Annotated in this window: 23 protein-coding genes, 1 tRNA gene and 1 riboswitch; of the genes, 15 read left to right on the top strand and 9 right to left on the bottom strand. The window is 63.4% G+C overall.

Annotated features, from left to right (window positions below; genetic code table 11):
* Positions 1-171: 171 nt before the first annotated feature.
* The 8 genes from I6N89_RS15805 (at position 172) to I6N89_RS15770 (ending at position 7625) form a co-directional block, all read left to right on the top strand.
* Positions 172-1422: a Zn-dependent hydrolase gene (locus I6N89_RS15805; RefSeq protein WP_207019383.1), complete on the top strand. Its 1251-nt coding sequence runs from the start codon at positions 172-174 to the stop codon at positions 1420-1422.
* Positions 1423-1545: 123 nt separating this feature from the next.
* Positions 1546-1827, top strand: coding sequence for a GIY-YIG nuclease family protein (locus tag I6N89_RS15800; protein ID WP_207019382.1), 282 nt, complete (start codon positions 1546-1548; stop codon positions 1825-1827).
* Between the two features lie 58 nt (positions 1828-1885).
* Positions 1886-3340: a dihydropyrimidinase gene (hydA, locus tag I6N89_RS15795; RefSeq protein WP_207019381.1), complete on the top strand. Its 1455-nt coding sequence runs from the start codon at positions 1886-1888 to the stop codon at positions 3338-3340.
* A gap of 69 nt (positions 3341-3409) precedes the next feature.
* Positions 3410-4192 (top strand): ABC transporter ATP-binding protein, encoded by a 783-nt coding sequence (locus I6N89_RS15790; protein ID WP_207019380.1) that lies wholly within the window; start codon positions 3410-3412, stop codon positions 4190-4192.
* A gap of 249 nt (positions 4193-4441) precedes the next feature.
* A complete protein-coding gene (locus tag I6N89_RS15785) occupies positions 4442-4882 on the top strand; it encodes a GNAT family N-acetyltransferase (protein WP_207019379.1) in 441 nt (146 codons plus the stop codon).
* Positions 4879-5739 (top strand): ABC transporter permease, encoded by an 861-nt coding sequence (locus I6N89_RS15780; protein ID WP_076700282.1) that lies wholly within the window; start codon positions 4879-4881, stop codon positions 5737-5739. The genes I6N89_RS15785 and I6N89_RS15780 overlap by 4 nt, the downstream gene beginning before the upstream one ends.
* Positions 5739-6581: an ABC transporter permease gene (locus I6N89_RS15775; protein ID WP_419247625.1), complete on the top strand. Its 843-nt coding sequence runs from the start codon at positions 5739-5741 to the stop codon at positions 6579-6581. The genes I6N89_RS15780 and I6N89_RS15775 overlap by 1 nt, the downstream gene beginning before the upstream one ends.
* A 51-nt stretch (positions 6582-6632) precedes the next feature.
* The gene (locus tag I6N89_RS15770) at positions 6633-7625 is read left to right on the top strand and encodes an ABC transporter substrate-binding protein (RefSeq protein WP_207019378.1); all 993 of its coding nucleotides are present in this window, start codon (positions 6633-6635) and stop codon (positions 7623-7625) included.
* Between the two features lie 255 nt (positions 7626-7880).
* On the opposite strand, the gene I6N89_RS15765 is transcribed toward I6N89_RS15770, so the two are convergent.
* Positions 7881-8189, bottom strand: a complete 309-nt coding sequence (locus I6N89_RS15765) for a hypothetical protein (protein ID WP_207019377.1) — start codon at positions 8187-8189, stop codon at positions 7881-7883.
* Positions 8190-8344: 155 nt separating this feature from the next.
* On the opposite strand from I6N89_RS15765, the gene I6N89_RS15760 reads away from it, so the two are divergent.
* Complete coding sequence (locus I6N89_RS15760) at positions 8345-9076, top strand: Crp/Fnr family transcriptional regulator (protein ID WP_207019376.1); 732 nt, start codon at positions 8345-8347, stop codon at positions 9074-9076.
* Between the two features lie 4 nt (positions 9077-9080).
* Here the strand turns inward: I6N89_RS15760 and I6N89_RS15755 are convergent, their stop codons facing one another.
* On the bottom strand, positions 9081-10103 hold the full coding sequence (locus tag I6N89_RS15755; protein ID WP_207019375.1) for a LacI family DNA-binding transcriptional regulator: 1023 nt from the start codon (positions 10101-10103) through the stop codon (positions 9081-9083).
* Positions 10104-10239: 136 nt separating this feature from the next.
* On the opposite strand from I6N89_RS15755, the gene I6N89_RS15750 reads away from it, so the two are divergent.
* From I6N89_RS15750 to I6N89_RS15725, 6 genes are all read left to right on the top strand, one after another.
* Positions 10240-10316, top strand: a tRNA-Arg gene (locus I6N89_RS15750).
* A 224-nt stretch (positions 10317-10540) separates the two neighbouring features.
* On the top strand, positions 10541-10948 hold the full coding sequence (locus tag I6N89_RS25505) for a hypothetical protein (RefSeq protein WP_236016670.1): 408 nt from the start codon (positions 10541-10543) through the stop codon (positions 10946-10948).
* A 156-nt stretch (positions 10949-11104) separates the two neighbouring features.
* Entirely contained in the window at positions 11105-12097 is a 993-nt protein-coding gene (dctP, locus tag I6N89_RS15740) for a TRAP transporter substrate-binding protein DctP (RefSeq protein ID WP_207019374.1), read from the top strand.
* Between the two features lie 66 nt (positions 12098-12163).
* Entirely contained in the window at positions 12164-12685 is a 522-nt protein-coding gene (locus I6N89_RS15735; protein ID WP_207019373.1) for a TRAP transporter small permease, read from the top strand.
* Positions 12685-13980 (top strand): TRAP transporter large permease, encoded by a 1296-nt coding sequence (locus I6N89_RS15730; RefSeq protein WP_207019372.1) that lies wholly within the window; start codon positions 12685-12687, stop codon positions 13978-13980. Before I6N89_RS15735 ends, I6N89_RS15730 begins: the two co-directional genes overlap by 1 nt.
* 15 nt (positions 13981-13995) lie before the next feature.
* Positions 13996-14436, top strand: coding sequence for a type II 3-dehydroquinate dehydratase (locus I6N89_RS15725; protein WP_207019371.1), 441 nt, complete (start codon positions 13996-13998; stop codon positions 14434-14436).
* 3 nt (positions 14437-14439) lie between these two features.
* Here the strand turns inward: I6N89_RS15725 and I6N89_RS15720 are convergent, their stop codons facing one another.
* The 7 genes from I6N89_RS15720 to I6N89_RS15690 form a co-directional block, all read right to left on the bottom strand.
* On the bottom strand, positions 14440-15126 hold the full coding sequence (locus I6N89_RS15720; RefSeq protein ID WP_207019370.1) for a GntR family transcriptional regulator: 687 nt from the start codon (positions 15124-15126) through the stop codon (positions 14440-14442).
* A gap of 639 nt (positions 15127-15765) precedes the next feature.
* Positions 15766-16122, bottom strand: a complete 357-nt coding sequence (locus I6N89_RS15715) for a hypothetical protein (RefSeq protein ID WP_236016669.1) — start codon at positions 16120-16122, stop codon at positions 15766-15768.
* A 147-nt stretch (positions 16123-16269) separates the two neighbouring features.
* On the bottom strand, positions 16270-17547 hold the full coding sequence (locus I6N89_RS15710; protein WP_207019368.1) for an agmatinase family protein: 1278 nt from the start codon (positions 17545-17547) through the stop codon (positions 16270-16272).
* A 96-nt stretch (positions 17548-17643) separates the two neighbouring features.
* The gene (locus tag I6N89_RS15705) at positions 17644-18453 is read right to left on the bottom strand and encodes an ABC transporter ATP-binding protein (RefSeq protein ID WP_207019367.1); all 810 of its coding nucleotides are present in this window, start codon (positions 18451-18453) and stop codon (positions 17644-17646) included.
* Entirely contained in the window at positions 18450-19262 is an 813-nt protein-coding gene (locus tag I6N89_RS15700; protein WP_207019366.1) for an ABC transporter permease, read from the bottom strand. The genes I6N89_RS15705 and I6N89_RS15700 overlap by 4 nt, the downstream gene beginning before the upstream one ends.
* A gap of 61 nt (positions 19263-19323) precedes the next feature.
* Positions 19324-20385: a putative urea ABC transporter substrate-binding protein gene (locus I6N89_RS15695; RefSeq protein ID WP_207019365.1), complete on the bottom strand. Its 1062-nt coding sequence runs from the start codon at positions 20383-20385 to the stop codon at positions 19324-19326.
* A 93-nt stretch (positions 20386-20478) separates the two neighbouring features.
* A riboswitch (guanidine-I (ykkC/yxkD leader) is annotated at positions 20479-20589 on the bottom strand.
* A 111-nt stretch (positions 20590-20700) separates the two neighbouring features.
* Positions 20701-21114, bottom strand: coding sequence for a hypothetical protein (locus tag I6N89_RS15690; RefSeq protein ID WP_207019364.1), 414 nt, complete (start codon positions 21112-21114; stop codon positions 20701-20703).
* Positions 21115-21263 lie beyond the last annotated feature (149 nt).

The raw sequence follows: 21263 nt of genomic DNA, 5'->3' as shown, positions 1-21263 counted from the left end.
GCCCTTTTATTGGGCATGCCCGCCCGTCCCCTGCGCATCTACCGGCTTGTGCGCGTCAGTCAATTCTTGACTCGTTGAGAGGCGGTTGCAATCGTGCCTTTACCAAATGGTAAAAAACATGCGCGGGCCCGTGAGGTCTGTGCAAAAGACAAGCGGCAGAGGGGAAGCGAGATGGCGGCAGCGGGTGAAAATCTCCGGATCGACGGCGACCGGTTGTGGGACAGCCTGATGGAGATGGCGAAGATCGGCCCGGGCGTTGCGGGCGGCAACAACCGTCAGACGTTGACCGATTCCGATGCCGAAGGCCGCGCGCTGTTCAAAGCGTGGTGCGACGATGCCGGGCTCAGCATGGGCGTCGATCAGATGGGCACCATGTTCATGATGCGCGAGGGCACCGACCCCGACGCGCTGCCGGTCTATGTGGGCTCGCATCTCGACACGCAGCCCACGGGCGGCAATTATGACGGTGTGTTGGGGGTGCTTGGAGCGCTGGAAGCGGTGCGCTCGATGAACGATCTCGGGATCAAGACCAAACACCCGATCTGTGTGGTCAACTGGACCAATGAGGAGGGCGCGCGCTTCGCCCCCGCGATGATGGCCTCGGGCGTTTTTGCCGGCCAGTTCACCATGGATTACGCCTATGGCCGCACCGATCTTGAGGGCAAGCGGTTCGGCGACGAGCTGGAGCGCATCGGCTGGAAGGGCGACGAAGAGGTCGGCGCCCGCAAGATGCACGCCTATTACGAGCTGCATATCGAACAGGGCCCGATCCTTGAGGCGGAGCAGAAGGATATCGGAGTCGTCACCCATTGCCAGGGGCTGTGGTGGTTGGAATTCACCCTGACCGGCAAGGAGGCGCATACCGGCTCCACCCCCATGGCGATGCGGGTCAATGCCGGGCTCGCCATGGCGCGGATTCTGGAGATGGTGCAGGAGGTGGCGATGGCCGCGCAGCCCGGCGCCGTCGGCGGCGTCGGCCAGATGCAGTTTTCGCCCAATTCGCGCAACGTGCTGCCGGGCACGGTGGTCTTCACCGTCGATATCCGCTCGCCCGATCAGGCCAAGCTCGACGGCATGCGGGCCGAGATCGAGAAACGCGCCGCCACGATCTGCGACGAGATCGGTGTCGGCTGCGCGGTCGAGGCGGTGGGCCATTTCGATCCGGTGACCTTTGCGCCCGAGCTGGTGGGCAATGTGCGCAAGGCCGCCGAAGAGCTGGGCTATTCCCACATGAATCTGATTTCCGGTGCCGGCCACGATGCCTGTTGGGCTGCCAAGGTGGCGCCCGCGACCATGGTCATGTGCCCCTGCGTCGGCGGGCTGTCGCATAACGAGGCCGAGGAGATTTCTAAGGACTGGGCCACGGCGGGTGCCGAGGTGCTGTTCCGTGCCGTGCTGGAGACGGCGGAGATCGTGGAGTGATCAGCCACTTGCGATCACCCGCCCCGGACCTGATCCGGGGCCTCGTGACACACCAGGAGGCCCCGGCGCGGAGGCCGGGGCGGGGTTCACGAGCCGTTAACCCTGTCTCGCTCAACTGCGGCCATGGCGCACTACGTCTATATCATGGCCTCGCGTCCGGGCGGTGCGCTTTATATCGGGCGCAGCGGCGATCTGCGGGCACGAGCCGAGGCGCATCGCGCGGGGCTGTCAGCGCATACTGCCAAATACAAGATCCGCAGGCTGGTCTGGTTCGAGCAGCACGAGGATTTCGAAACGTCGCTCAAACGCGAACGGCAGTTGAAGCGCTGGCGGCGGGCGTGGAAGGATGCGCTTATCACAAGGGCCAACCCGAATTGGCACGATCTGACACACACCATCCTCTGAACTCCGGCGGCGAGGCCCCGGATCAAGTCCGGGGCGGGTGTTGCAAGGGAGAGAACCAATGACCAAAGTCATCAAGGGCGGCACCATCGTCACCGCCGATCTGACCTACGAGGCGGACGTGCTCGTCGACGGCGGCAAGATCGTCGAGATCGGCCCTGACCTCAAAGGCGACGAGGTGCTCGACGCCAGCGGCTGCTATGTCATGCCCGGCGGGATCGACCCGCATACCCATCTGGAAATGCCCTTCATGGGCACCTACAGCTCGGACGATTTCGAGAGCGGCACCCGCGCCGCGCTGGCCGGCGGCACCACCATGGTGGTGGATTTCGCGCTGCCCTCGCCCGATCAGGGCCTGCTCGACGCGCTCCAGATGTGGGACAACAAATCCACCCGCGCCCATTGCGATTACTCCTTCCATATGGCGATCACCTCCTGGTCGGAGCAGATCTTCAACGAGATGGAAACCGTGGTGAAAGAGCGCGGCATCACCACCTTCAAGCATTTCATGGCCTATAAGGGCGCGCTGATGGTGAACGATGACGAGCTCTATGCCAGCTTTCAGCGCTGCGCCGAGTTGGGCGCCATCCCGCTTGTGCATGCCGAGAACGGCGACGTGGTGGCCGAGCTCTCCGCCAAGCTGCTGGCGGCGGGCAACAATGGCCCCGAGGGCCACGCCTATTCCCGCCCGCCGCAGGTCGAGGGCGAGGCCACCAACCGCGCCATCATGATCGCCGATATGGCCGGCGTGCCGCTCTATGTGGTGCATGTGAGCTGCGAGGACAGCCACGAGGCCATCCGCCGCGCCCGCATGATGGGCAAGCGTGTCTGGGGCGAGCCGCTGATCCAGCACCTGACGCTCGATGAGAGCGAGTATTTCAACAAGGACTGGGATCATGCCGCCCGCCGGGTGATGTCGCCGCCCTTCCGCAACAAGATGCATCAGGACAGCCTGTGGAACGGGCTGGCCTCCGGCTCGCTCTCCTGCGTGGCGACCGACCATTGTGCCTTTACCACCGATCAGAAACGCTATGGGGTCGGCGATTTCACCAAGATCCCCAACGGCACCGGCGGGCTCGAAGACCGGATCCCGATGCTCTGGACCTATGGCGTCGGCACCGGGCGGCTGACGCCCAACGAATTCGTCGCCGTCACCTCGACCAATATCGCCAAGATCCTCAACTGCTACCCGACAAAGGGCGCGATCCTCGTCGGCGCGGATGCGGATATCGTGGTGCTCGACCCGGAGAAATCCAAGACCATCAGCGCCGCCAGCCAGCAATCGGCCATCGACTACAATGTGTTCGAGGGCAAGGAGGTGAAGGGCCTGCCGCGCTTCGTGCTGACCCGGGGCCGCGTCGCGGTGATGGATGGCGAGATGAAGCCCGAGGAAGGACATGGCAAATTCGTCAAGCGCACGCCCTCGGGCGCCGTCAACAAGGCGCTGTCCTCGTGGAAGGAACTGACCGCGCCGCGCCCGGTCGAGCGCTCTGGCATTCCGGCGAGCGGGGTGTAATCCTTTGCCTCGCATGACAATCGGCAAGGCGCCCGCCGTTGCACGGGCGCCGAGGGAGACACTGCGATCATGACCGAAGGCGCCATCATCGACGCGCGCGATGTCAGCCTGACCTTCCAGACCAATGACGGCCCGGTACACGCGCTGCGCGACGTGACCCTGTCGGTGGAAAAGGGCGATTTCGTCTCCTTCATCGGTCCCTCCGGCTGCGGCAAGACCACCTTTCTGCGGGTCATGGCCGATCTCGAACAGCCGACCTCCGGCGCGGTTCTGGTCAATGGCGTCAGCCCCGAGGAGGCCCGCAAGGCGCGCGCTTATGGATACGTGTTCCAGGCTGCGGGGCTCTACCCCTGGCGCACCATCGGCGGCAATATCCGCCTGCCGCTGGAGATCATGGGCTATGACAGGCCGGTGCAGGCGAAGCGGGTAAAAGAGGTGCTGGAGCTCGTCGATCTGGCCGGGTTCGAAAAGAAATACCCCTGGCAGCTCTCGGGCGGCATGCAACAGCGTGCCTCCATCGCCCGGGCGCTGGCCTTCGACGCCGATATCCTGCTGATGGACGAACCCTTCGGCGCGCTCGACGAGATCGTGCGCGATCACCTCAACGAGCAGCTTCTGGCGCTCTGGGCGCGCACGCAGAAGACCATCTGCTTCGTCACCCATTCGATCCCCGAGGCGGTCTATCTCTCGACCAAGATTGTGGTCATGTCGCCGCGCCCGGGCCGGATCACCGATGTGATCGAAAGCCCGCTGCCGAAAGAGCGCCCGCTGGACATCCGCGACACGCCGGAATTTCTCGAAATCGCCCACCGCGTGCGCGAGGGGCTGCGGGCGGGGCATGCCTATGACTGAGCGCGCTGCCCCCCTTGCTGCGGTCCGGAGAGCCTCAGACGCCCTCCGCCCTCCGGTGCCGCCCCGCATTGCGTGTCGGGCTGCGGGCGCCCCCTTCACCTTTCACGGTCATCGGCTCTCCAGCCTGTACCGTGCCGCTATCGGACCGGGATATCCTTTCATCTTTCTTAAAATACTCAAAAATCCGCACATCCTGGCCAGTGCTGCGTTGGAGTATTTGGAGAAAGATGAAAGCTGGGGGGCGTTCTCATGACTATGGCGGTGCTGACCCCGAGACGGGCGGGGCCGGAGGATGTGCCGGGCATCGCCGCTGTGCTCAACCGCTGGATCGACGAGACGCCCTGGTATCCGCGAGCGCATGCGCCGGAGGTGCTGGAGGGGTTCATCGGCGAGGCGCTGCCGGACCGGGAGATCTGGGTGCTGGGCGATCCGATCGAGGGCTATCTGTCGCTCGACCCCGAAACGGGCTGCGTTGGGGCGCTCTACTGTGCGCGTACGGACGCGGGCTGCGGCAAGGCGCTGATGGACGAGGCCAAGCGCGGGCGCGATTTCCTCTGGCTGCACACCAATGCGCCGAACCTGCGGGCGCAGAAATTCTATCGTCGCGAGGGATTCCGGCAGGTCGGCGGCGAGATCGCGCCGGAGCCGCCGGAGACCGTGCCCGAGCTGCGCATGGAGTGGCACCGATGAGACATGTGCTTCCCGTGCTAACCGTGGTCGCGGTGATCGTGGCGATCTGGTACGCAGCCGCGATCTGGCTCAACGCGCAATGGGCGCTCGACACCGCGGCGCGGCAGGATCGCACGCTTGGTGCCGCCGAACTGGTGCTCGACACCTGGAGCCAGGAGAAACCCAAGCTGCCGGCGCCGCATCAGGTGGTGACGGAGCTCTGGCAGACCACCGTGGAGAAGAACGTCACCTCCAAGCGCAGCCTTGTCTACCACGCCTGGGTGACCCTCTCGGCGACTCTGCTGGGCTTTGGCATGGGCACGGCGCTGGGCTTCGCGCTGGCGGTGGGGATCGTCTATATCCGCGTCATGGATATGAGCGTGATGCCCTGGGTGATCGCCAGCCAGACCATCCCCATCCTCGCCATCGCGCCGATGATCATTGTGGTGCTGAACGCCATGGGCCTGTCGGGCCTGCTGCCCAAGGCGATGATCTCGATGTATCTGAGCTTTTTCCCCGTAGTGGTCGGCATGGTGAAGGGGCTGCGTTCGCCGTCGCGGATGATGCGCGACCAGATGCGCACCTGGAACGCCACCCGGGGGCAGGAATTCCTGCGGCTGCGTCTGCCGATGTCGATGCCCTATCTCTTTGCCTCGCTGAAGATCGCCATGGCGGCAAGCCTCGTGGGGGCCATCGTCGGCGAGCTGCCGACCGGTGCCGTGGCGGGCCTGGGGGCGCGGCTGCTGGCGGGCAGCTATTACGGCCAGACCATCCAGATCTGGTCGGCGCTGTTCATGGCCGCCGCCGTGGCTGCCGCCGCTGTCGGGCTGATCGGCATCGTGCAGCGCGCCACGCTGAAACGCATGGGGATGGGCTGATGTGGATCCTGCTTGGCATCCTCGCCTGGGCCGGAGGATCGGCGCTGAACGTGTGGCTGGCGCGGCAGGCGCCGGGCCGGACAGCCGCGCTGGCGGTGCCGCTGATCTTTGGCGTCACGCTGATTTTCGTCTGGGAGGCGGCGGTGCGCGGCTTTGGCATCTCGCCGGTGCTGCTGCCGGCGCCCTCGGCCATCGCGGCACGCATGGCCGGCTCCACCGGGGTGCTCTGGGAGGATTTCGTGCAGACGGTGATCAAGGGCGCGCTCAGCGGCTATGTGATCGGCTGTCTTGCGGCCTTCGGCACCGCCATTGTGGTCGACCGGTTCGATTTCCTGCGCCGGGGCCTGCTGCCGGTGGGCAATTTCGTCGCCGCCCTGCCGATCATCGGCATCGCACCGATCCTGGTGATGTGGTTCGGCTTCGACTGGCAGTCGAAGGCGGCGGTGGTGGTCGTTATGGTGTTCTTCCCGATGCTGGTGAACACCGTCGAGGGGCTGCGCGACACGTCCGCGATGCAGCGCGACCTTATGCGCACCTATGCCGCCGGCTACTGGACCACGCTCTTGAAGCTGCGCCTGCCGGCAGCGATGCCCTTCATCTTCAACGGGCTGAAGCTTGCCACCACTCTGGCGCTGATCGGTGCCATCGTTGCCGAATTTTTCGGCTCGCCGATCCGTGGCATGGGGTTCCGGATTTCCACCAGCGTCGGGCTGCTTGCGCTCGATCTGGTCTGGGCTGAAATCGTGGTGGCGGCGGTTGCGGGATCGGCCTTTTATGGCGGTGTCGCGCTTCTGGAGAAGGCGGTGACCTTCTGGCACCCGTCACAGCGCGGGCAGGGCTGACATCAGAACGCATTCAACAGGACCAACGACAAGATCAACACGGAGGTAACAATGAACACCCTTACCAAACTGAGCATCGCCGCCGCGCTGAGCCTGGCCGCCGGCACGGCGCAGGCGGCGGACGAGATGACGCTGCAACTGAAATGGGTCACCCAGGCGCAGTTCGCCGGTTATTACGTGGCCAAGGACAAGGGCTTTTACGACGAGGCCGATCTCGACGTGACGATCAAGCCGGGCGGGCCGGATATCGCGCCGGTACAGGTGCTGCTGGGCGGCGGCGCCGATGTCATGGTCGACTGGCTGCCCTCGGCGCTGGCCGCGCGCGAGAACGGCGCTCCCATCGTCAATATCGCCCAGCCGTTCAAATCCTCGGGCCTCATGCTGACCTGCCTCAAGGAGCATGGCATCGAGACTCCCGCCGATTTCCCCGGCCACACGCTCGGCACCTGGTTCTTCGGCAACGAGCTGCCGCTCTATTCCTGGATGTCCAAGCTCGGCTATGCCACCGACGGCTCCGAGGGCGGGGTGACGATCCAGAAGATCAACTTCAACGTCGATCCGCTGCTGCAAAAGCAGGTCGAATGCGCCACCACCATGACTTATAACGAATACTGGCAGGTGATCGACGCGGGCCTGACACCGGACGATCTGGTGGTGTTCAAATACGAGGACGAGGGCATCTCGACCCTCGAAGACGGGCTCTACACCACCGAGGCGAATCTCGACGATCCGGAAATGGTCGACAAGCTGACCCGCTTTGTCGCGGCTTCCATGAAGGGCTGGAAATACGCCGAGGAGAACCCGGACGAGGCCGCCGAGATCGTGCTTGAGAACGACGCCACCGGCGCGCAGACCGAGAAGCACCAGAAGCGCATGATGGGCGAGATCGCCAAGCTCACCGCCGGTTCGAACGGCGCGCTGGACCCGGCGGATTTCCAGCGTACCGTCGATGTGCTGCTGTCGGCGGGTGCCGATCCGGTGATCACCGAAGATCCGGGCGAGGCCGCCTGGACCCACGCCATCACCGACGAAGCGCTGGAGTGATCCGGGCGTGCTGGCGCATGAAGAGCGGGTGCGCTGCCCGCTCTTTTCCGGTCACCTCGCGTGAGGCGGAGCGGTTGACGAACAAAAAGGGGTGGCCACGTGGCCACCCCTTATCTTTATGAAAAGGCTATAAAAATTTCTTTTTTGGTCGGAGATTGGGGACGCGCCGCGCCGACCTGACACTCTTTACTTCGCGGACGGTGCGACTCGTAGCGGTGCGATGTTACAGCGGCGTGACGATTTCATGAAACGCGGTTAGCAGCCGGCAATCCGGAGCATCGCCAGAAGGTCCGCTGTCCTGAACGGGCGGTGCAGCACGGCAAAGCCCGAGGCTTCGCCGTGGTCTTCGGCTTCGATTCCCATCAGGACGATGCGCGCCTGTCGGTCGCTTAGCGTCCTGCCGAGGTCGGATGTCTGTGCCTCTTCCGGTGTCATTGCCACAATCGCCATCTCGACCTGGGGCAGTCCGCTGAGTGCGGCCAGTGCCGCGTCGTGGTCCTGCACGCATTCGATGCGCGCGCCGGGGTAGGTTTCACCCAGGGTCGTGGCGATGTCGTCCGCCACGAAGGGCTCTGTGACAAATATCAAGAAGGAAGGGCGCGGTGTTGCGCAGTCTTTAGGTGTCATATCGCTCTGCCATGGAAAGAAGTGGCGAGCGTGGAACATTCCGCGCGCATCCGCATTTAACTGTGACGTATCAACAGTAAGGATTTCACCGGATGCACAGAATTTCCTGTCAGACCTGCCCGATGCAGAAATGCGCGTTGTTCACACCGCATTCCGAGGAGCAAAAGGATTTTCTGGAAGGTTTCAAATCCGGTGAGCTCTCGGTCGAGCCGGGAACACAGATCCTGCTGGAGGGCTCAAGCGCGCCGCAGATCTATACGGTTCTGGAGGGCATGGGCTTGCGCGACAAAACGCTGGAAAACGGTCGCAGGCAGGTGCTCAATTTCGTGCTGCCGGGTGATTTCCTCGGGCTTCAGGCCAGCGTTATGGGCGAGATGATGCACTCGATCGAGGCGGTGACGGAGATGCGGCTCTGCGTCTTCCGTCGCGAGGATCTGTGGACGCTGTTCCGCACCCAGCCGGCGCTGGCTTATGATGTGACCTGGATCGCTGCGGCCGAGGAGCATTTCCTTGGCGAGACCGTGGCCACGCTCGGCCAGCGCGACGGCACCGAACGTGTCGCCTGGGCCTTGCTGAAGCTCTATCAGCGGTTGCGCGGGCTGGGGCTGGAGAAGGCCGGCCAGGTGCCGCTGCCCTTCCGCCAGCAGGACATGGCGGATGCGCTTGGCCTGTCGCTGGTCCATACCAACAAGACGCTGAGCCGGCTGCGCTCCGATGGCATGGCCGACTGGTCGGAGGGCAAGCTGCGGGTGCCCGACATCCACGCGCTGGCAGAGCTGGCGGTGACGGACCCCGAGGCGCTGCCCCGGCGCCCGTTCCTCTAGCGCGCTACCGGCGGAGCGTGTCCCCGTAGGCGATTTTCGGTGTCAGCTCGATGATCTTGTCGAATTCCGCACCAGGGTTTTCGACCCGCGTCGCAATGATCTCGGCGGCCTTGCGCCCGATCTCCTCGCGGCAGGCATCCATCGTCGCCAGCTTGCGCGGCAGCCCCTGAAGCAGCTCGACACCGTTGAACCCGGCCAGCCCGATCTCGGCCGGGATGTCGCGACCCTCGTCGAGCAGGTAGAGCAATCCGCCTGCACCGATCATGTCGTTGGAATAGTACAGGAAATCAAGCTCGGGTTCGCGTTCCAGAATGGTCTGGGTCATCTCGCGCCCCTTGGCCAGCGCCGAGCCGCCGGAATAGAATTCCTGGTCCAACACCTCGACGCCGCTCTTGGCGAGCGCCTCGGTGAAACCTTCGAAGCGTTTGCGCGCACGGTGATCGAGCGGCATCTTGGTGCCGAGAAAGCCGATCTTCTGATACCCGGCGCGCAGGATCGCCTTGGCCATCTCGCGACCGGCGCGGCGATGCGAGATGCCGACGGCGGTGTCGATGGGTTTGCCGTCGGTATCCATGATCTCGACCACCGGGATACCGCTGGCCTTGAGCATTGCCTTGGAGGCCTCGGTATGCTCGATCCCGGCGATGATCACGCCGGAGGGCCGCCAGGACAACATCTCGTAGAGAACGCGCTCTTCCTTCTCGGGCTCGTAGTCGGTGACACCCACCACCGGTTGCAGCTCTGTATCCTCAAGCACAGCCGAGATCCCGGCCATGACCTCGGGAAAGACCATGTTGCGCATCGAGGGGATGATCACCGCCACGAGGTTGACCCGCTGGCTGGCCAGCGCGCCGGCGATCTTGTTGGGCACATAACCCAGTGTCTTAGCGGCTTCGAGAACCTTGGCGCGCGTGGCCTCCGACACATCGCCCCGGTTTCGTAGCACCCGACTGACCGTCATTTCGGAAACGCCGGAAGCTTCGGAAACATCTCTCAGGGTCAACGGGCGGGGATCGTCGTCTGCCACGGGCGGGCCTCCTCAACGCTTTAAATATCTGCAATGTTAGCGGTTATTCCGCCGCGCACAAGACGCGTGTCGCGCTTGCCGAAAATTCGCGCAAGCAGATGACAAAGCGGGCATGAGCGGCTAAGGGAGGGGCAGCGGTCCCGTGGCTCAACTGGATAGAGCAGCCCCCTCCTAAGGGGCAGGTTGCAGGTTCGAATCCTGCCGGGATCGCCAAAATTACCTGAAAAACATGACTTATTTGTAGGGTGGGGTGTAGAAGCGCTTAGAAAGCCCCGCGCGTTGTCACGCCGAACTCGCCTGAAAAGGGTGAAATCTCTTACAAAACCTGTACAATATTAGCACGTCCGTGCGCCTTTCGGGGTGGTTCAATGAGCTGGCGGGTGGCGAATGCGTGTGCCGAGCGGAAGTTTGGGAGCGCCACGCGCAAGCAGATCAGAATGTTCCTGGCCGACAAGGCGAGCGACGATGGTTCGGGCATCTGGTGTTCGAAGTGGACGATCCAACGGCACACCGAGCTGGGTGAAAGCACGGTCAAGCGGACGATCCGGGAGTTCCTGAAGGGGGGCGTCCTGGTCGATACCGGCGCGCGCGGATGTAAGAACGGAGTCACGGCGGAGGCGCTCGACATGCTCGGCTTCAACGCTCCGCAGGTGTCTCCCAACCACTTCGACGTCCTCGCCGCGCGGTTCGACCTGCCGGCGGACCGGCTGGAGCGGATGCGGGCGGTGAACATCCTCTGCGACTCAGACGGGCAAGGAGAGGAGTTCTTCCAGCTCTATTCCCAGCCCTTCGCCGGTCAGCTCTTCTTCGAGATCATCGAAAGCGGGGCCGGGTACAGCGGGTAGATGGCGCCGAACGCGCCGTTCCGGATCGCCGCGATGAAGCGGGTCCAAAGGTCCAAGGGGATACCGAAATCAGAAAACGTAGGATATTAATAAAAATATACTATAGAAACGTCGAAGAACTCTGCTATAGGCGGAGACTATCAAGGGAGGAAAACAATGACCCATATCACCCGGCGCACCGCGCTTGCGGCCGCCCTGGCGGCGGCGACCATTCTCGGACTACCGTCCGCCATCTTTGCCCAGGACAAGCCGACGCTGAGGCTCAGCTCTGTCGTTTCCGATAACGACATCCGCGCCGAGGCATTTGCAGAGATCGCCGAGGCGGTTTCCGACACCTTCGACATGCAGGTCTTCAACGGCGCGACGCTGGTGTCTCAGGGCTCCGAGATGACCTCGATCCAGCGCGGCAACCTCGAGATGGGCCTGATCGCACCGCAGACCATCGCAGAGCAGATACCCGAATGGTCCATCGTGACCTCGGCCTATCTTTTCAGCGACGCTGAGCACCTGAAGGCCACCTTCGACAGCGATGTCGGCCAGCAGCTCAAGGATATGGTGGCCGAGGCCGGGATTCATGTCCTGGCGCCTGTGTATTTCGGCACGCGGCAGGTCAACCTCGCCCCGGAAACCGAGGTCATGAAGCCCGAGGACCTGGACGGCATCACCCTGCGGATGCCCGGTGGAGAGGCCTGGCAGTTCCTTGGCGAGGCGATCGGCGCGAACCCGACGCCGCTGGCCTACGCCGAGGTCTACACCGCGCTTCAGACCGGCGCGATCGACGGGCAGGACAACCCGCTGCCCAACGACTACAACATGAAGTTCTACGAAGTGACGAGCCAGATCGTGCTGACAAGCCACCTTGTCGGCTTCGACCTCCTGGCGATCAGCGAAGAGCTTTGGAACGGCTTCACCCCCGAGCAGCAGGACACCCTTCAGGCGGCGGTGGACACGGCCATTGCCAAGTCCACCCAGCGTCACCTCGACCGCGAAGCCGAACTGGTGCAATTCTTCAAGGACGAGGGGCTGAAGGTCTACGAACCCGACCGGATCGCCTTCCGCGACTACGCGCAGAAGAAATACCTCGAGTCCGATTTCGCGAACAGCTGGCCCGAAGGCATGATCGACGCGATCAACGCGCTGTCCAAGTGATCGCCTGAACCGAAGACCCCGACGGACACGGCGTGCCCGTGTCCGTCCTCTGACCGGAAGGCGCAGATGACCATCCCATCCCGGGCGATCCGCACGGCAAGGGCCCTGGCCGAGGCCGTGCCCGCCATTCTTCTCGCTGCCATGTTCGCTTGTTTCATCATTCAGGTCTTTATGCGCTACGTGATGGACAGCCCGGTCGGCTGGACCGTCGAGGTCTGTGTCATCGCGTGGCTGTGGATCCTTCTCTGGGGACAGTCTGTCTCTGCCCGCGAAGAGGACGAGATCCGCTTCGACATCCTCTACAGCAGCGTAAGGCCCGAGACCCGGCGCAAGTTCCGGATCGTCTTCTCGGTTCTGCTGGTCGCGATCTACGCGATCTCGTTGCCCGCCCTCTGGGACTACGTGACATTCATGAAAATCCAGAAGACCACCTACCTGGATATCCGGTTCAACTGGCTCTATTCGATCGCGCTGATCTTCTCGGTCGCCTCGATCCTGCGCTACCTCTGGATCCTCTACACGGCGGCCCGGGGCGACAAGGCGCCGTCGTCCCGCAAGGATGCCTCCTCGCGCGGGGACATGTCCTGATGAGCTGGGAATTCGGTGTCACTGTTGCGGCCATCGTGCTGACCGCCCTGATCGGCCTGCCGATCGGGCACGCGATGCTCGCCTCGTCGATCTTCTACCTGCTGCTTCAGGGGCAGGATCTTTCCATCGCCTTCGAACAGATGCTGACTGGGCTCTATGGCTCCTACGTGTTGCTGGCGATCCCGCTGTTCATCTTCGCGGCCGACCTGATGAACGTGGGCAGCCTCTCGGATCGGCTGCTTGATTTCTGCCGCGCGCTGGTCGGGCGCTTCCGCGGCGGGCTGGGGCACGTCAACGTCGTCTCCTCGCTCATCTTCTCGGGCATGTCGGGGTCGGCCATCGCGGACGCGGTCGGCATGGGGCGGATCATTATCAACCTGATGACCAAGGACGGAAAATATCCGGGCGCCTATGCCGGCGCGATCACGGCGGCCTCGGCGATCATCGGGCCGATCATCCCGCCGTCGATCCCCATGGTGCTTTTCGCGCTCGTCTCGGACACCTCCATCGGCTTCCTTTTCCTCGCCGGCGTCATGCCGGGCCTGATCCTGGGCGTGCTGCTGATGGTAACAAACGCCTGGCAGGCCCGGGTCCACAACTATCCCGTGGATGAGCCGGTCCCGCTGCGCGAGCTCCCCCGCATCACCCTGCGCGCGGTCCCGGCGCTGCTGATGCCGGTCATCCTGCTGGTCGGTATCTATGGCGGCATCACCACGCCGACCGAGGCCGCGGCGCTGGCGGCGCTCTACGCCTTCCTGATGTCGACGGTCTGGTACCGCTCCGTCAGCCTGAAGGACGCCTACGCGACCGTCCGCTCCTCGGCCAGGTCGACCGCCTCGGTCGGCTTCCTGATCGCAGGGGCGCTGGCCTTCAACTATGTCGTGACGATCGAGCAGGTGCCGAACGTGATCCGCGGGGCGCTGGCGGGCATGGAACTTTCGGCCGTCGGCTTCCTGCTGATGATCAACGCCCTGCTCCTCCTCCTCGGCTGCTTGCTTGAGGCGAATGCGATCCTCCTGGTCATCGTGCCGATCCTGCTGCCGACCGCCGTCGCCCTCGGGATAGACCCGGTGCATTTCGGCGTGATCGTCGTCGTCAACACGATGATCGGCCTTGCGACGCCGCCTTATGGCCTGCTGCTCTTCGTCGTGACCTCGATCACGCGTGCCCCGATCCGCGATACGATCCGGCACCTGCTGCCGTTCCTCGCGCTGATGATCGTGGGCCTCGCCATCATCACTTTCCTGCCCGACCTCGTTCTCTGGCTTCCCCGCCTCTACGGGTACAAGGGCTAACTTCCGGAGTCTTCCATGACCGACACCATCCTAGTCATCAACGGTCCCAATCTCGACATGCTGGGCACCCGCCAGCCCGAGGTCTACGGGCACGACACGCTTGCCGATGTCGAGGCGCTCTGCCATCGCACGGCCGAGGAGGAAGGGGTCGGGATCGACTTTCGCCAGAGCGACAGCGAGGCCGAGATCATGGGCTGGATCAAGAAGGGCCGCGGGACGACCGCGGGGCTGCTGCTGAACCCGGCGGGTTTCACCTCGACCTCGATCGCGATCCTCGACGCGCTGCTGATCTACGACCGGCCGATCATCGAAGTGCATATTTCGCCGCTGTTCCGCCGCGACGAATTCCGTCACCTCAGCTATCCGTCCAAGGCGGCTTCGGCCAAGATCGAGGGCTTCGGAATCCGCGGCTACGAGTTCGCCATCCGCAAGCTCACGGAATGGGCGCGGAGCTGACCTTCAGTCGAAGCGCCCGGTTGCCAGCACATGTTCCACACCGGTCGCGATGTGGCGGGCCAGAAGTTCAATGGCCCCTTCCGCGTCGCGCGCGATGACGAGTTTGCACAGGCGTGCGTGATCGTCCACCACGCCCTGTCCACGGAAATCCAGCGCCAGCATGTGGTATCGGGCGAAGCGGTCGAAGATCGACGCGTAGGTCCGGAGCAGGACGGGCTGGCCGCAGGCCGCGATGGTGGCGTTGTGGAAACCCCAGTCGCATGAGACCCAGCGGTCCACTTCGCCGGCCGGCTTCGTCATTTGCTCGCGCTCCACGACCGAAAGCTTGTAGTGAGCGGCGACCACGGCGGCCTCCCAATCCAGGTCGCCCCTGTCCATCGATGCCCGCAGCGCATGGCTTTCCAACAACCCGCGCAGCGCCGCGAGCTCGCGCAGTTCTGCGGCGCTGACATCGCTCACGCGAAACCCGCGCTGGCCTTCGGCGGTGACCAGCTCCTCAACCGCCAGACGATTGAGGAGTTCGCGCAGCGTGGTAACGCTGGCGCCGTAGACCTGCTTCATCCGGTCAAGTTTGAGCTTCTCGCCAGGTTGAAGCCGACCGTTGACGATGTGAGAGCGGATGCGTCTGTACGCGATCTCGCCGACCGTGTCGCCGGCCCGTTCATCTGTTTCGAAGCGTGAATATTCCATCGGGTTTGCTTACATCGGAGTCCGGTCGAAAGCTACGCGCGAAATCTCCTCTTACAATGCCGGACCCGTTGGTGTGATTGAGGGGGCCGCTCCAGGGCAGAGTCGTGTCGGTGGCAAAGTCCTGAGGGCCGTATTCTTGGCACGGTTCGGCGGCCAACCCTGCCGCGCGAGGCGCCAGCGGGGCTTGCCGTACCAAGCGTCACGCATCACCAGAGGCGCAGGTTTCGTCGACTGCAATCGCAGGGCAAAGGTGCGCCAAGCTGTCCAACGGCCCGGGCTCGGGTGTTATTTCCAGTCATAGCCGAACGACAAAGAGATCCGCTGCACCTCTTTCACAAGGCGTGGCGAAGGCGCTGCATCGACGCCTTCGCCCGAATGGCCGATGTGAGTGCGGATGTATGGCCCAGAGATGCTCCGTAGCCAGCAGCCGATCCGGTCTAATTGGTCCGAAACGGACCCCTACATCTTTGCGCGCGCTACGTGTCCAGAGGTAGAGGAGCGCAGCTCCGATGCTGAGGGCCGCCACGATGCCGCCGACCGTCGGCAGGATCGATGATCCGGAGTGCAGGTGCGGCGCAGAGGCTGTATGGGCCAGTGCGGGGCCGGCGATCAAGGATGCGATTACGGGCGTGAGAATTTTCATGCTTCGATGTCTTTCTTCTTGTGGGACAGGAAGTCGCGCAGATCCAGCGTCGCTTTCTCGTCCATGGATACGTAGATCAGGCTCATATTGGTGCGTTCCCGGACCATTTCGCCCGGGAACGGCAGGTAGCTCAGCTCGCGCGAGCCGAAGGACGGCGAGGCGGTGCCCACCTGCCAGTCGGTGGTAAGCTCGACGTCGACCAGTTTCAGAGCCTTCTCCCCGCCCTTGCCAGGGCGTTCGAAAGGCACACCGGCCAGTCTCAGGTAGGTCGTCTTGTCCTTGGCCTGGACAAAGCCGTCGATGAATTGCGCCGCCAGCACCTGAAGGTCTGCCGCGTCATCGTGGTGATGCATGTGGCTGTGCAGGTGGTCCGCGTCGTGCGGGTGGTTGTGGTCATGCGGGTGGTGATGCCGACCATGTCCGTGATGGTGGTGACCGTGCGGTTGGTGGGGATGATCATGCGGCATGGTGTGCGCCTTTCATGCTTGCGGCGGGGCGGATCATTCGCCCACCTTGTGCGGTGCGGGATTGGACCAGCGCTTGCCCTCGAATTCACCGTGCGGCAGCGAAACCGGCTTGTCGATGTGCCGCTTGTGGGCGCCGAGCTTGCCATGCGCCACCATGGAGCCCAGAACGTCCACGATCACCCGTGTGCCCATCAGGGCCGTGATGTCCGAGGTGTCGTAAGGTGGCGAAACCTCGACAAGCTCCAGCCCGCAGATCCCTTCGGCGGCGACGCCCGAGGCCAGGGCCAGCGCCTCTCTCGGCAGGAAACCGCCCGGCTCGGGCCAGCCGGTGCCCGGCACGAAACCGCAGTCGATACTGTCGATGTCGAAGGACATATAGACCATGTCCACGCCATCCCAGGCCATTTCGAGCGCCATCTCGATGGTCTTGTCCACCCCCATCTTCTCCATGTCGCCCATGGTGATGATGTTGGTCTCGCGTTCGCGGGCGACCTTCACTGCCTCGCGAGGAACCTGCCAGCCCCCGATGCCGATCTGCACGAGGTTCTTGGCTGGCACGTTTGGCAGGTTGGTCGAATGGAACCACGGCGTGGTGTGCATCCGTTCATCCAGATCTTTTTCCTGAATGTCGGCATGACGGTCGAAGTGGACGATGCCGATCTTTTTCGACGTGCATTCCGCGATGCCGCGCACGCAAGGGAAGCCGATCGAGTGGTCGCCACCGATCATGATCGGCAGCGAGCCCGAGGAGAACACATGGCTCACCCCACGCGAGATCTGGTCGAAGGACTTCTCGATATTCGCCGGGATGGTAAAGACGTCGCCCGCATCGCAGAGGGTCATCTGCTCGCGTAGGTCGATGCCCATCTCGTAGTTATAGGGCGTATAGAGCGCCGATATCTTGCGCACCCCCTGTGGGCCAAAACGCGTGCCGGGGCGGTAGGTGGTGCCGCCGTCAAAGGGAATGCCCAGGACTGTGGCGTCGTAGTTCGCCACTTCCAGAACGTCCTCGGTATAGGGCGCTTTCAGGAAGGTGTTGATGCCCGCGTAATGCGGCAGCTCGCCACGCGCAAAGGTCGGGATCGACTTGTCTTCGATCGTGTCGGCGCCTGTCAGCCCCATGCGCAACGCCCAGGCACGTTCCTCGGCCCAGCGGCCCTCGGGTAGCTCGGATTCCTTGCGCATGGCCTTCCAGCCCGCAAGCTTGGTCAGATCCGGGTGATGCTGGCGCCGATCACGCGTGGCATGACGGACGCGCTGGCTGCGCGGATCGCGGGCTATCGCTTCGGCGCGTTGAATGTCAGAGAACATTTCTGTCTCCCAATCAATTACCCCTATGGGGCATGCAGGTTCCGGGCCTTGGCTGTCCCACGCGCGGGGCCCGGCGGCGCGCGTGGGTGTCTTGTGTCAGGCTGGCTCGGTTTGTCGCGCGTGGGCGTTCTGCGCTGCCAGCGTCGGGAACCGGTCGAGAATGCGTTGGTGTGGCAGCCCCTGATCCCGCGCGTCGAAGTCGTAGGTGATGGTGGCGCCGTAGAGGCCGGGATCCTGCGGGTCCCATCGCGGCTTGTCGAAGACCAGCACGCGGTCGCCGAGCTTGAATGCTTCTTCCAGATCATGGCTGACCATGAAGACGGTCATTTTCGTCTCGGCGCGCAGCTCGGTCAGGAAGGCATGCATCTGCAACCGCGTTCCCGGATCGAGCGCGCCAAAGGGTTCGTCAAGCAGCAGTACGCGCGGCTTGGCCGTCAGCGCCTGGCCGATGGCGAGGCGTTGCTGCATCCCGCCGGACAGGCTTGCCGGGTATTGTCCTGCGACGTGGTTCAGACCGATGCGAGCAAGCATGGCGTCCGCCCGGTCCCGTGCGTCACGCTTGGCTGCGCCGAACATCCATCCGCAGGCCGTGTTAAAGCCCTCGGCGACGACGATATTCTCTCGCACCGTCAGGTGCGGAAAAACGCTGTATTTCTGGAAGACCACGCCCCGTTCCCGCCCGGGTTCGCGCGCGACCGCGCCGCCGTCCACGGTGATCATGCCCCGAACGGGCCGTTCATCCGCCAGCAGCAGCCGAAGGAACGTGGATTTGCCACAGCCCGAAGCACCGACGATCGAGACGAATTCGCCTTCGGCTACGTCAAGGTTTACCCGCTCGATGATAGAACGGCCACCATAGGCCTGCCATATGTCGCGGACCTGTACGAAGCGCTCCGAGTTGCTCATAGCCCGGCCTCCATCCAAGGAAATGCCTTGCGCGACAACTGTTTGAGCAGCCAGTCCAGCATGAAGGCCAGCAGGGTGATCCAGATCACGTAAGTCAGAATCACATCCATCGCGAGATACCGCCGCACGAGGAAAATCCGGTAGCCAAGTCCCACCTCGGCGGCCACGGCCTCTGCGGCGATGAGAAACAGCCACGCCGAGCCCAAAGACAGACGCATATTGGAAATCAGCCGTGGCAGCACCTGCGGTAACGCCACGCGAACCGCGATCACCCAGGACGAGGCGCCCAGCGTCTGCGCCTTCACCAGCTGCTCATGTGGGATGTCCAGAACCCGCTGCGCCAGGTCGCGCGTCATGAAGGGGGTGATACCTATGACGATCAGCACGATTTTCGACGTTTCGCCCAGGCCAAAAACAATGAACAGGATTGGAAGCAGAGCCAGCGGCGGGACCATCGACAGCACTGCAACAAAGCCTGACAGGGCTGAGCGGACCAGTGGCAGCAATCCGATGAGCATGCCGATCACCAGACTCAGCGCTGCCGAGACGCCCACCCCGCCCAGCAGGCGCCCCAGCGACGCCCAGGTGTCCTGCCAGAGCAGGATCTCGCCGGAGCGCCGGTCCCCTTCGGTGAACAGCCGCGTGGCGGTCTCTTGGATGGTGCTCAGCGCGGGCAGCAGCTTATCCGCCGGGTTCGCCGCCAGCCGGACCTCGGATCCGATGGCATAGGCGATTAGAACTGCCACGAAGGGCGCCGCCGCGATCAACAGCGCCATTGGCCGTGAAGGAATGCGGTTAATCAATCGCATGGGAAGGCCTTTCGGTTGGCGCGCCCGTTCCCGGGCGCGCACGGTCCTGAAGAAGTGCCGATTAGAGGTCGCCGTCCGCTGCCATTTGCATGTAGGTGGCGTCGAAGCGGAGCATCACGTTTTGCTCGGACCCGGTGACGGTCCCGTCTGGATAGGCCACGCCGATGAAATCGGCCGAGGGAGCTCCTTCGCCCAGGATGCCCTTGTCGAACAGGAACTCGGCGATTTCCGTCATTGTCGCGGGCAGATCGGGCGATGAGGCCTGCGCAACCGCTGCGGCCGGATCGTAGAACATCTCGGTCGCGTTCAGCTGCGCCTTGTATCCGTCGAGGTCGGTGCCCGACGCTTCGGCCATGGCGGTAAGCACCTCTTCATCACCCTCGGCCATCAATCCCATTACCTCGTACCACGCGCCCGTGACGGCCTTGCCGAAGTCCGGGTTGGCCTCCAGCGTCTCGGTGTTGACCACCATCAGGTCGAGGATCTCGCCCGGGATCTTGGAACTGTCGAAAAGCACCGTGGCATCGGGATTGGACGCTGTGATCTCGGCCACCAGCGGGTTCCAGGTGACGACCGTGGATACCTCGTCGGTCGAGAAGGCCGCGATCATGTCTGCGTCCGAGGTATTCACCACACCGTCGAGGTCACGCTCGGCCAGATTCACCGTGTCCAGTGCCCGCGCCAGCAAGTAATGCGATACGGACAGTTCCACCAGGTTCACCTTTGTTCCCTCTAGGTCGGACAGGGTCATGTCGCCCTTGGCGATCACCGCGTCGTTGCCGTTGGAATAGTCGCCGATGATCAGAGCGGTGGTGTCTACGCCGCTGCCCGACGGGATTGACAGAGTGTCCATGTTGGTGGCGGAGACGCCATCAAAGGCACCAGCCGTGTACTGGTTGATCGATTCCACATAATCGTTGATCTGTACGATATCGACGGTGATGCCGTATTTCTCGGCCCATTTGTCCATGATGCCGCTGTCTTCAAGGTAGCCCCAGGGCATCCAGCCGACATAGATCGACCATGCGAGTTTGAAATCGGTCTTTTGTTGCGCCTGGGCCGGTGGGCCTCCCAGCAGACCAAGGAATAGTGCGGTGGCGATCAGAAATTTGGCTTTGGTCATTGTTTTTCCCCATCGGTGCGTCCCGCTCTTGAGAAGTCGGTCACGCCCCGCTGGCGGAACAAGGAGCTGGCGCGGGTCGGACCTGCGCAGTATGCCTCCCGGGATTTTGCCCCGCCGTGTGCCCCGCGGGAATTGGCCCGCCGAGTGGCATTTCTTGGACCGAACCTGCCAGGAAGAGACAGTGGAACCCTAAACGCCCTGCCTTCTCATGCGACGACGGCGCAGCGCCATCGCACAAGTCACTCTGTGATCCTGCCGGCGGAAATCTATGAAATGTGCAATTTTTGTGCGAGAAATTGCCGAATTTGCTGAGCCTCAGGGCGGTAAATTCGGGCGAGACCATTCAATCGCGGCTTCTTGCAAACCGGCTCTGCGGTCGAGGAGGTCCAACTGCCGTGCTTTCTGGAGAGTCGGAACGCTCTGAACTCTGCGGCCGACACCAACCATCGTACAAACATCGAACGCGGTGCCGACGTGGCGATTCTGCTTCGCTGCAACGGGTGCGCTTGGCAGCGGCTGTCTTGTTGTCGCCGTAAGAAACGCGGCTCTGCGTGCCGCCTGAGATCGGGGCGCGGCAATCGGGAAGAACCGGATCCGATACCATGTCCGAAACACGGTCGAGGCCAGAATGAACGGTACGTACATCTTCGGAAAAAGAGGCTCATGGCACGGACCCTCGATCGGTGGATCGTCGAAAGTCACACCCGCATAGGTGTTCAGTCCCGGCATGGGCGCCTCGGTGGTCGGGCGACGGGGCTCGCCGGTTATCCCTCTGGTACACGCTCGGGTTTCCGCGCCTTTCGCGTCATGGCGGGCGGTGGCTGCGGCGGGGACAAAGGCTAGGGCGCCCGGTTCGCCGGGTGTCGCCGATCGCCCAG

It is taken from the genome of Salipiger abyssi (genome assembly GCF_017311415.1).
Taxonomy (GTDB): domain Bacteria; phylum Pseudomonadota; class Alphaproteobacteria; order Rhodobacterales; family Rhodobacteraceae; genus Salipiger; species Salipiger abyssi_A.
Note: the sequence above shows the minus strand (reverse complement) of the source record. Positions and strands in the feature narration are given on the sequence as shown.

Coding starts and splice junctions, on each gene's coding strand:
- I6N89_RS15805 (WP_207019383.1), top strand. CDS start 172: ATGGCGGCAGCGGGTGAAAATCTCCGGATCGACGGCGACCGGTTGTGG.
- I6N89_RS15800 (WP_207019382.1), top strand. CDS start 1,546: ATGGCGCACTACGTCTATATCATGGCCTCGCGTCCGGGCGGTGCGCTT.
- hydA (WP_207019381.1), top strand. CDS start 1,886: ATGACCAAAGTCATCAAGGGCGGCACCATCGTCACCGCCGATCTGACC.
- I6N89_RS15790 (WP_207019380.1), top strand. CDS start 3,410: ATGACCGAAGGCGCCATCATCGACGCGCGCGATGTCAGCCTGACCTTC.
- I6N89_RS15785 (WP_207019379.1), top strand. CDS start 4,442: ATGACTATGGCGGTGCTGACCCCGAGACGGGCGGGGCCGGAGGATGTG.
- I6N89_RS15780 (WP_076700282.1), top strand. CDS start 4,879: ATGAGACATGTGCTTCCCGTGCTAACCGTGGTCGCGGTGATCGTGGCG.
- I6N89_RS15775 (WP_419247625.1), top strand. CDS start 5,739: ATGTGGATCCTGCTTGGCATCCTCGCCTGGGCCGGAGGATCGGCGCTG.
- I6N89_RS15770 (WP_207019378.1), top strand. CDS start 6,633: ATGAACACCCTTACCAAACTGAGCATCGCCGCCGCGCTGAGCCTGGCC.
- I6N89_RS15760 (WP_207019376.1), top strand. CDS start 8,345: ATGCACAGAATTTCCTGTCAGACCTGCCCGATGCAGAAATGCGCGTTG.
- I6N89_RS25505 (WP_236016670.1), top strand. CDS start 10,541: ATGTTCCTGGCCGACAAGGCGAGCGACGATGGTTCGGGCATCTGGTGT.
- dctP (WP_207019374.1), top strand. CDS start 11,105: ATGACCCATATCACCCGGCGCACCGCGCTTGCGGCCGCCCTGGCGGCG.
- I6N89_RS15735 (WP_207019373.1), top strand. CDS start 12,164: ATGACCATCCCATCCCGGGCGATCCGCACGGCAAGGGCCCTGGCCGAG.
- I6N89_RS15730 (WP_207019372.1), top strand. CDS start 12,685: ATGAGCTGGGAATTCGGTGTCACTGTTGCGGCCATCGTGCTGACCGCC.
- I6N89_RS15725 (WP_207019371.1), top strand. CDS start 13,996: ATGACCGACACCATCCTAGTCATCAACGGTCCCAATCTCGACATGCTG.
- I6N89_RS15720 (WP_207019370.1), bottom strand. CDS start 15,126: ATGGAATATTCACGCTTCGAAACAGATGAACGGGCCGGCGACACGGTC.
- I6N89_RS15715 (WP_236016669.1), bottom strand. CDS start 16,122: ATGCATCACCACGATGACGCGGCAGACCTTCAGGTGCTGGCGGCGCAA.
- I6N89_RS15710 (WP_207019368.1), bottom strand. CDS start 17,547: ATGTTCTCTGACATTCAACGCGCCGAAGCGATAGCCCGCGATCCGCGC.
- I6N89_RS15705 (WP_207019367.1), bottom strand. CDS start 18,453: ATGAGCAACTCGGAGCGCTTCGTACAGGTCCGCGACATATGGCAGGCC.
- I6N89_RS15700 (WP_207019366.1), bottom strand. CDS start 19,262: ATGCGATTGATTAACCGCATTCCTTCACGGCCAATGGCGCTGTTGATC.
- I6N89_RS15695 (WP_207019365.1), bottom strand. CDS start 20,385: ATGACCAAAGCCAAATTTCTGATCGCCACCGCACTATTCCTTGGTCTG.
- I6N89_RS15690 (WP_207019364.1), bottom strand. CDS start 21,114: ATGCCGGGACTGAACACCTATGCGGGTGTGACTTTCGACGATCCACCG.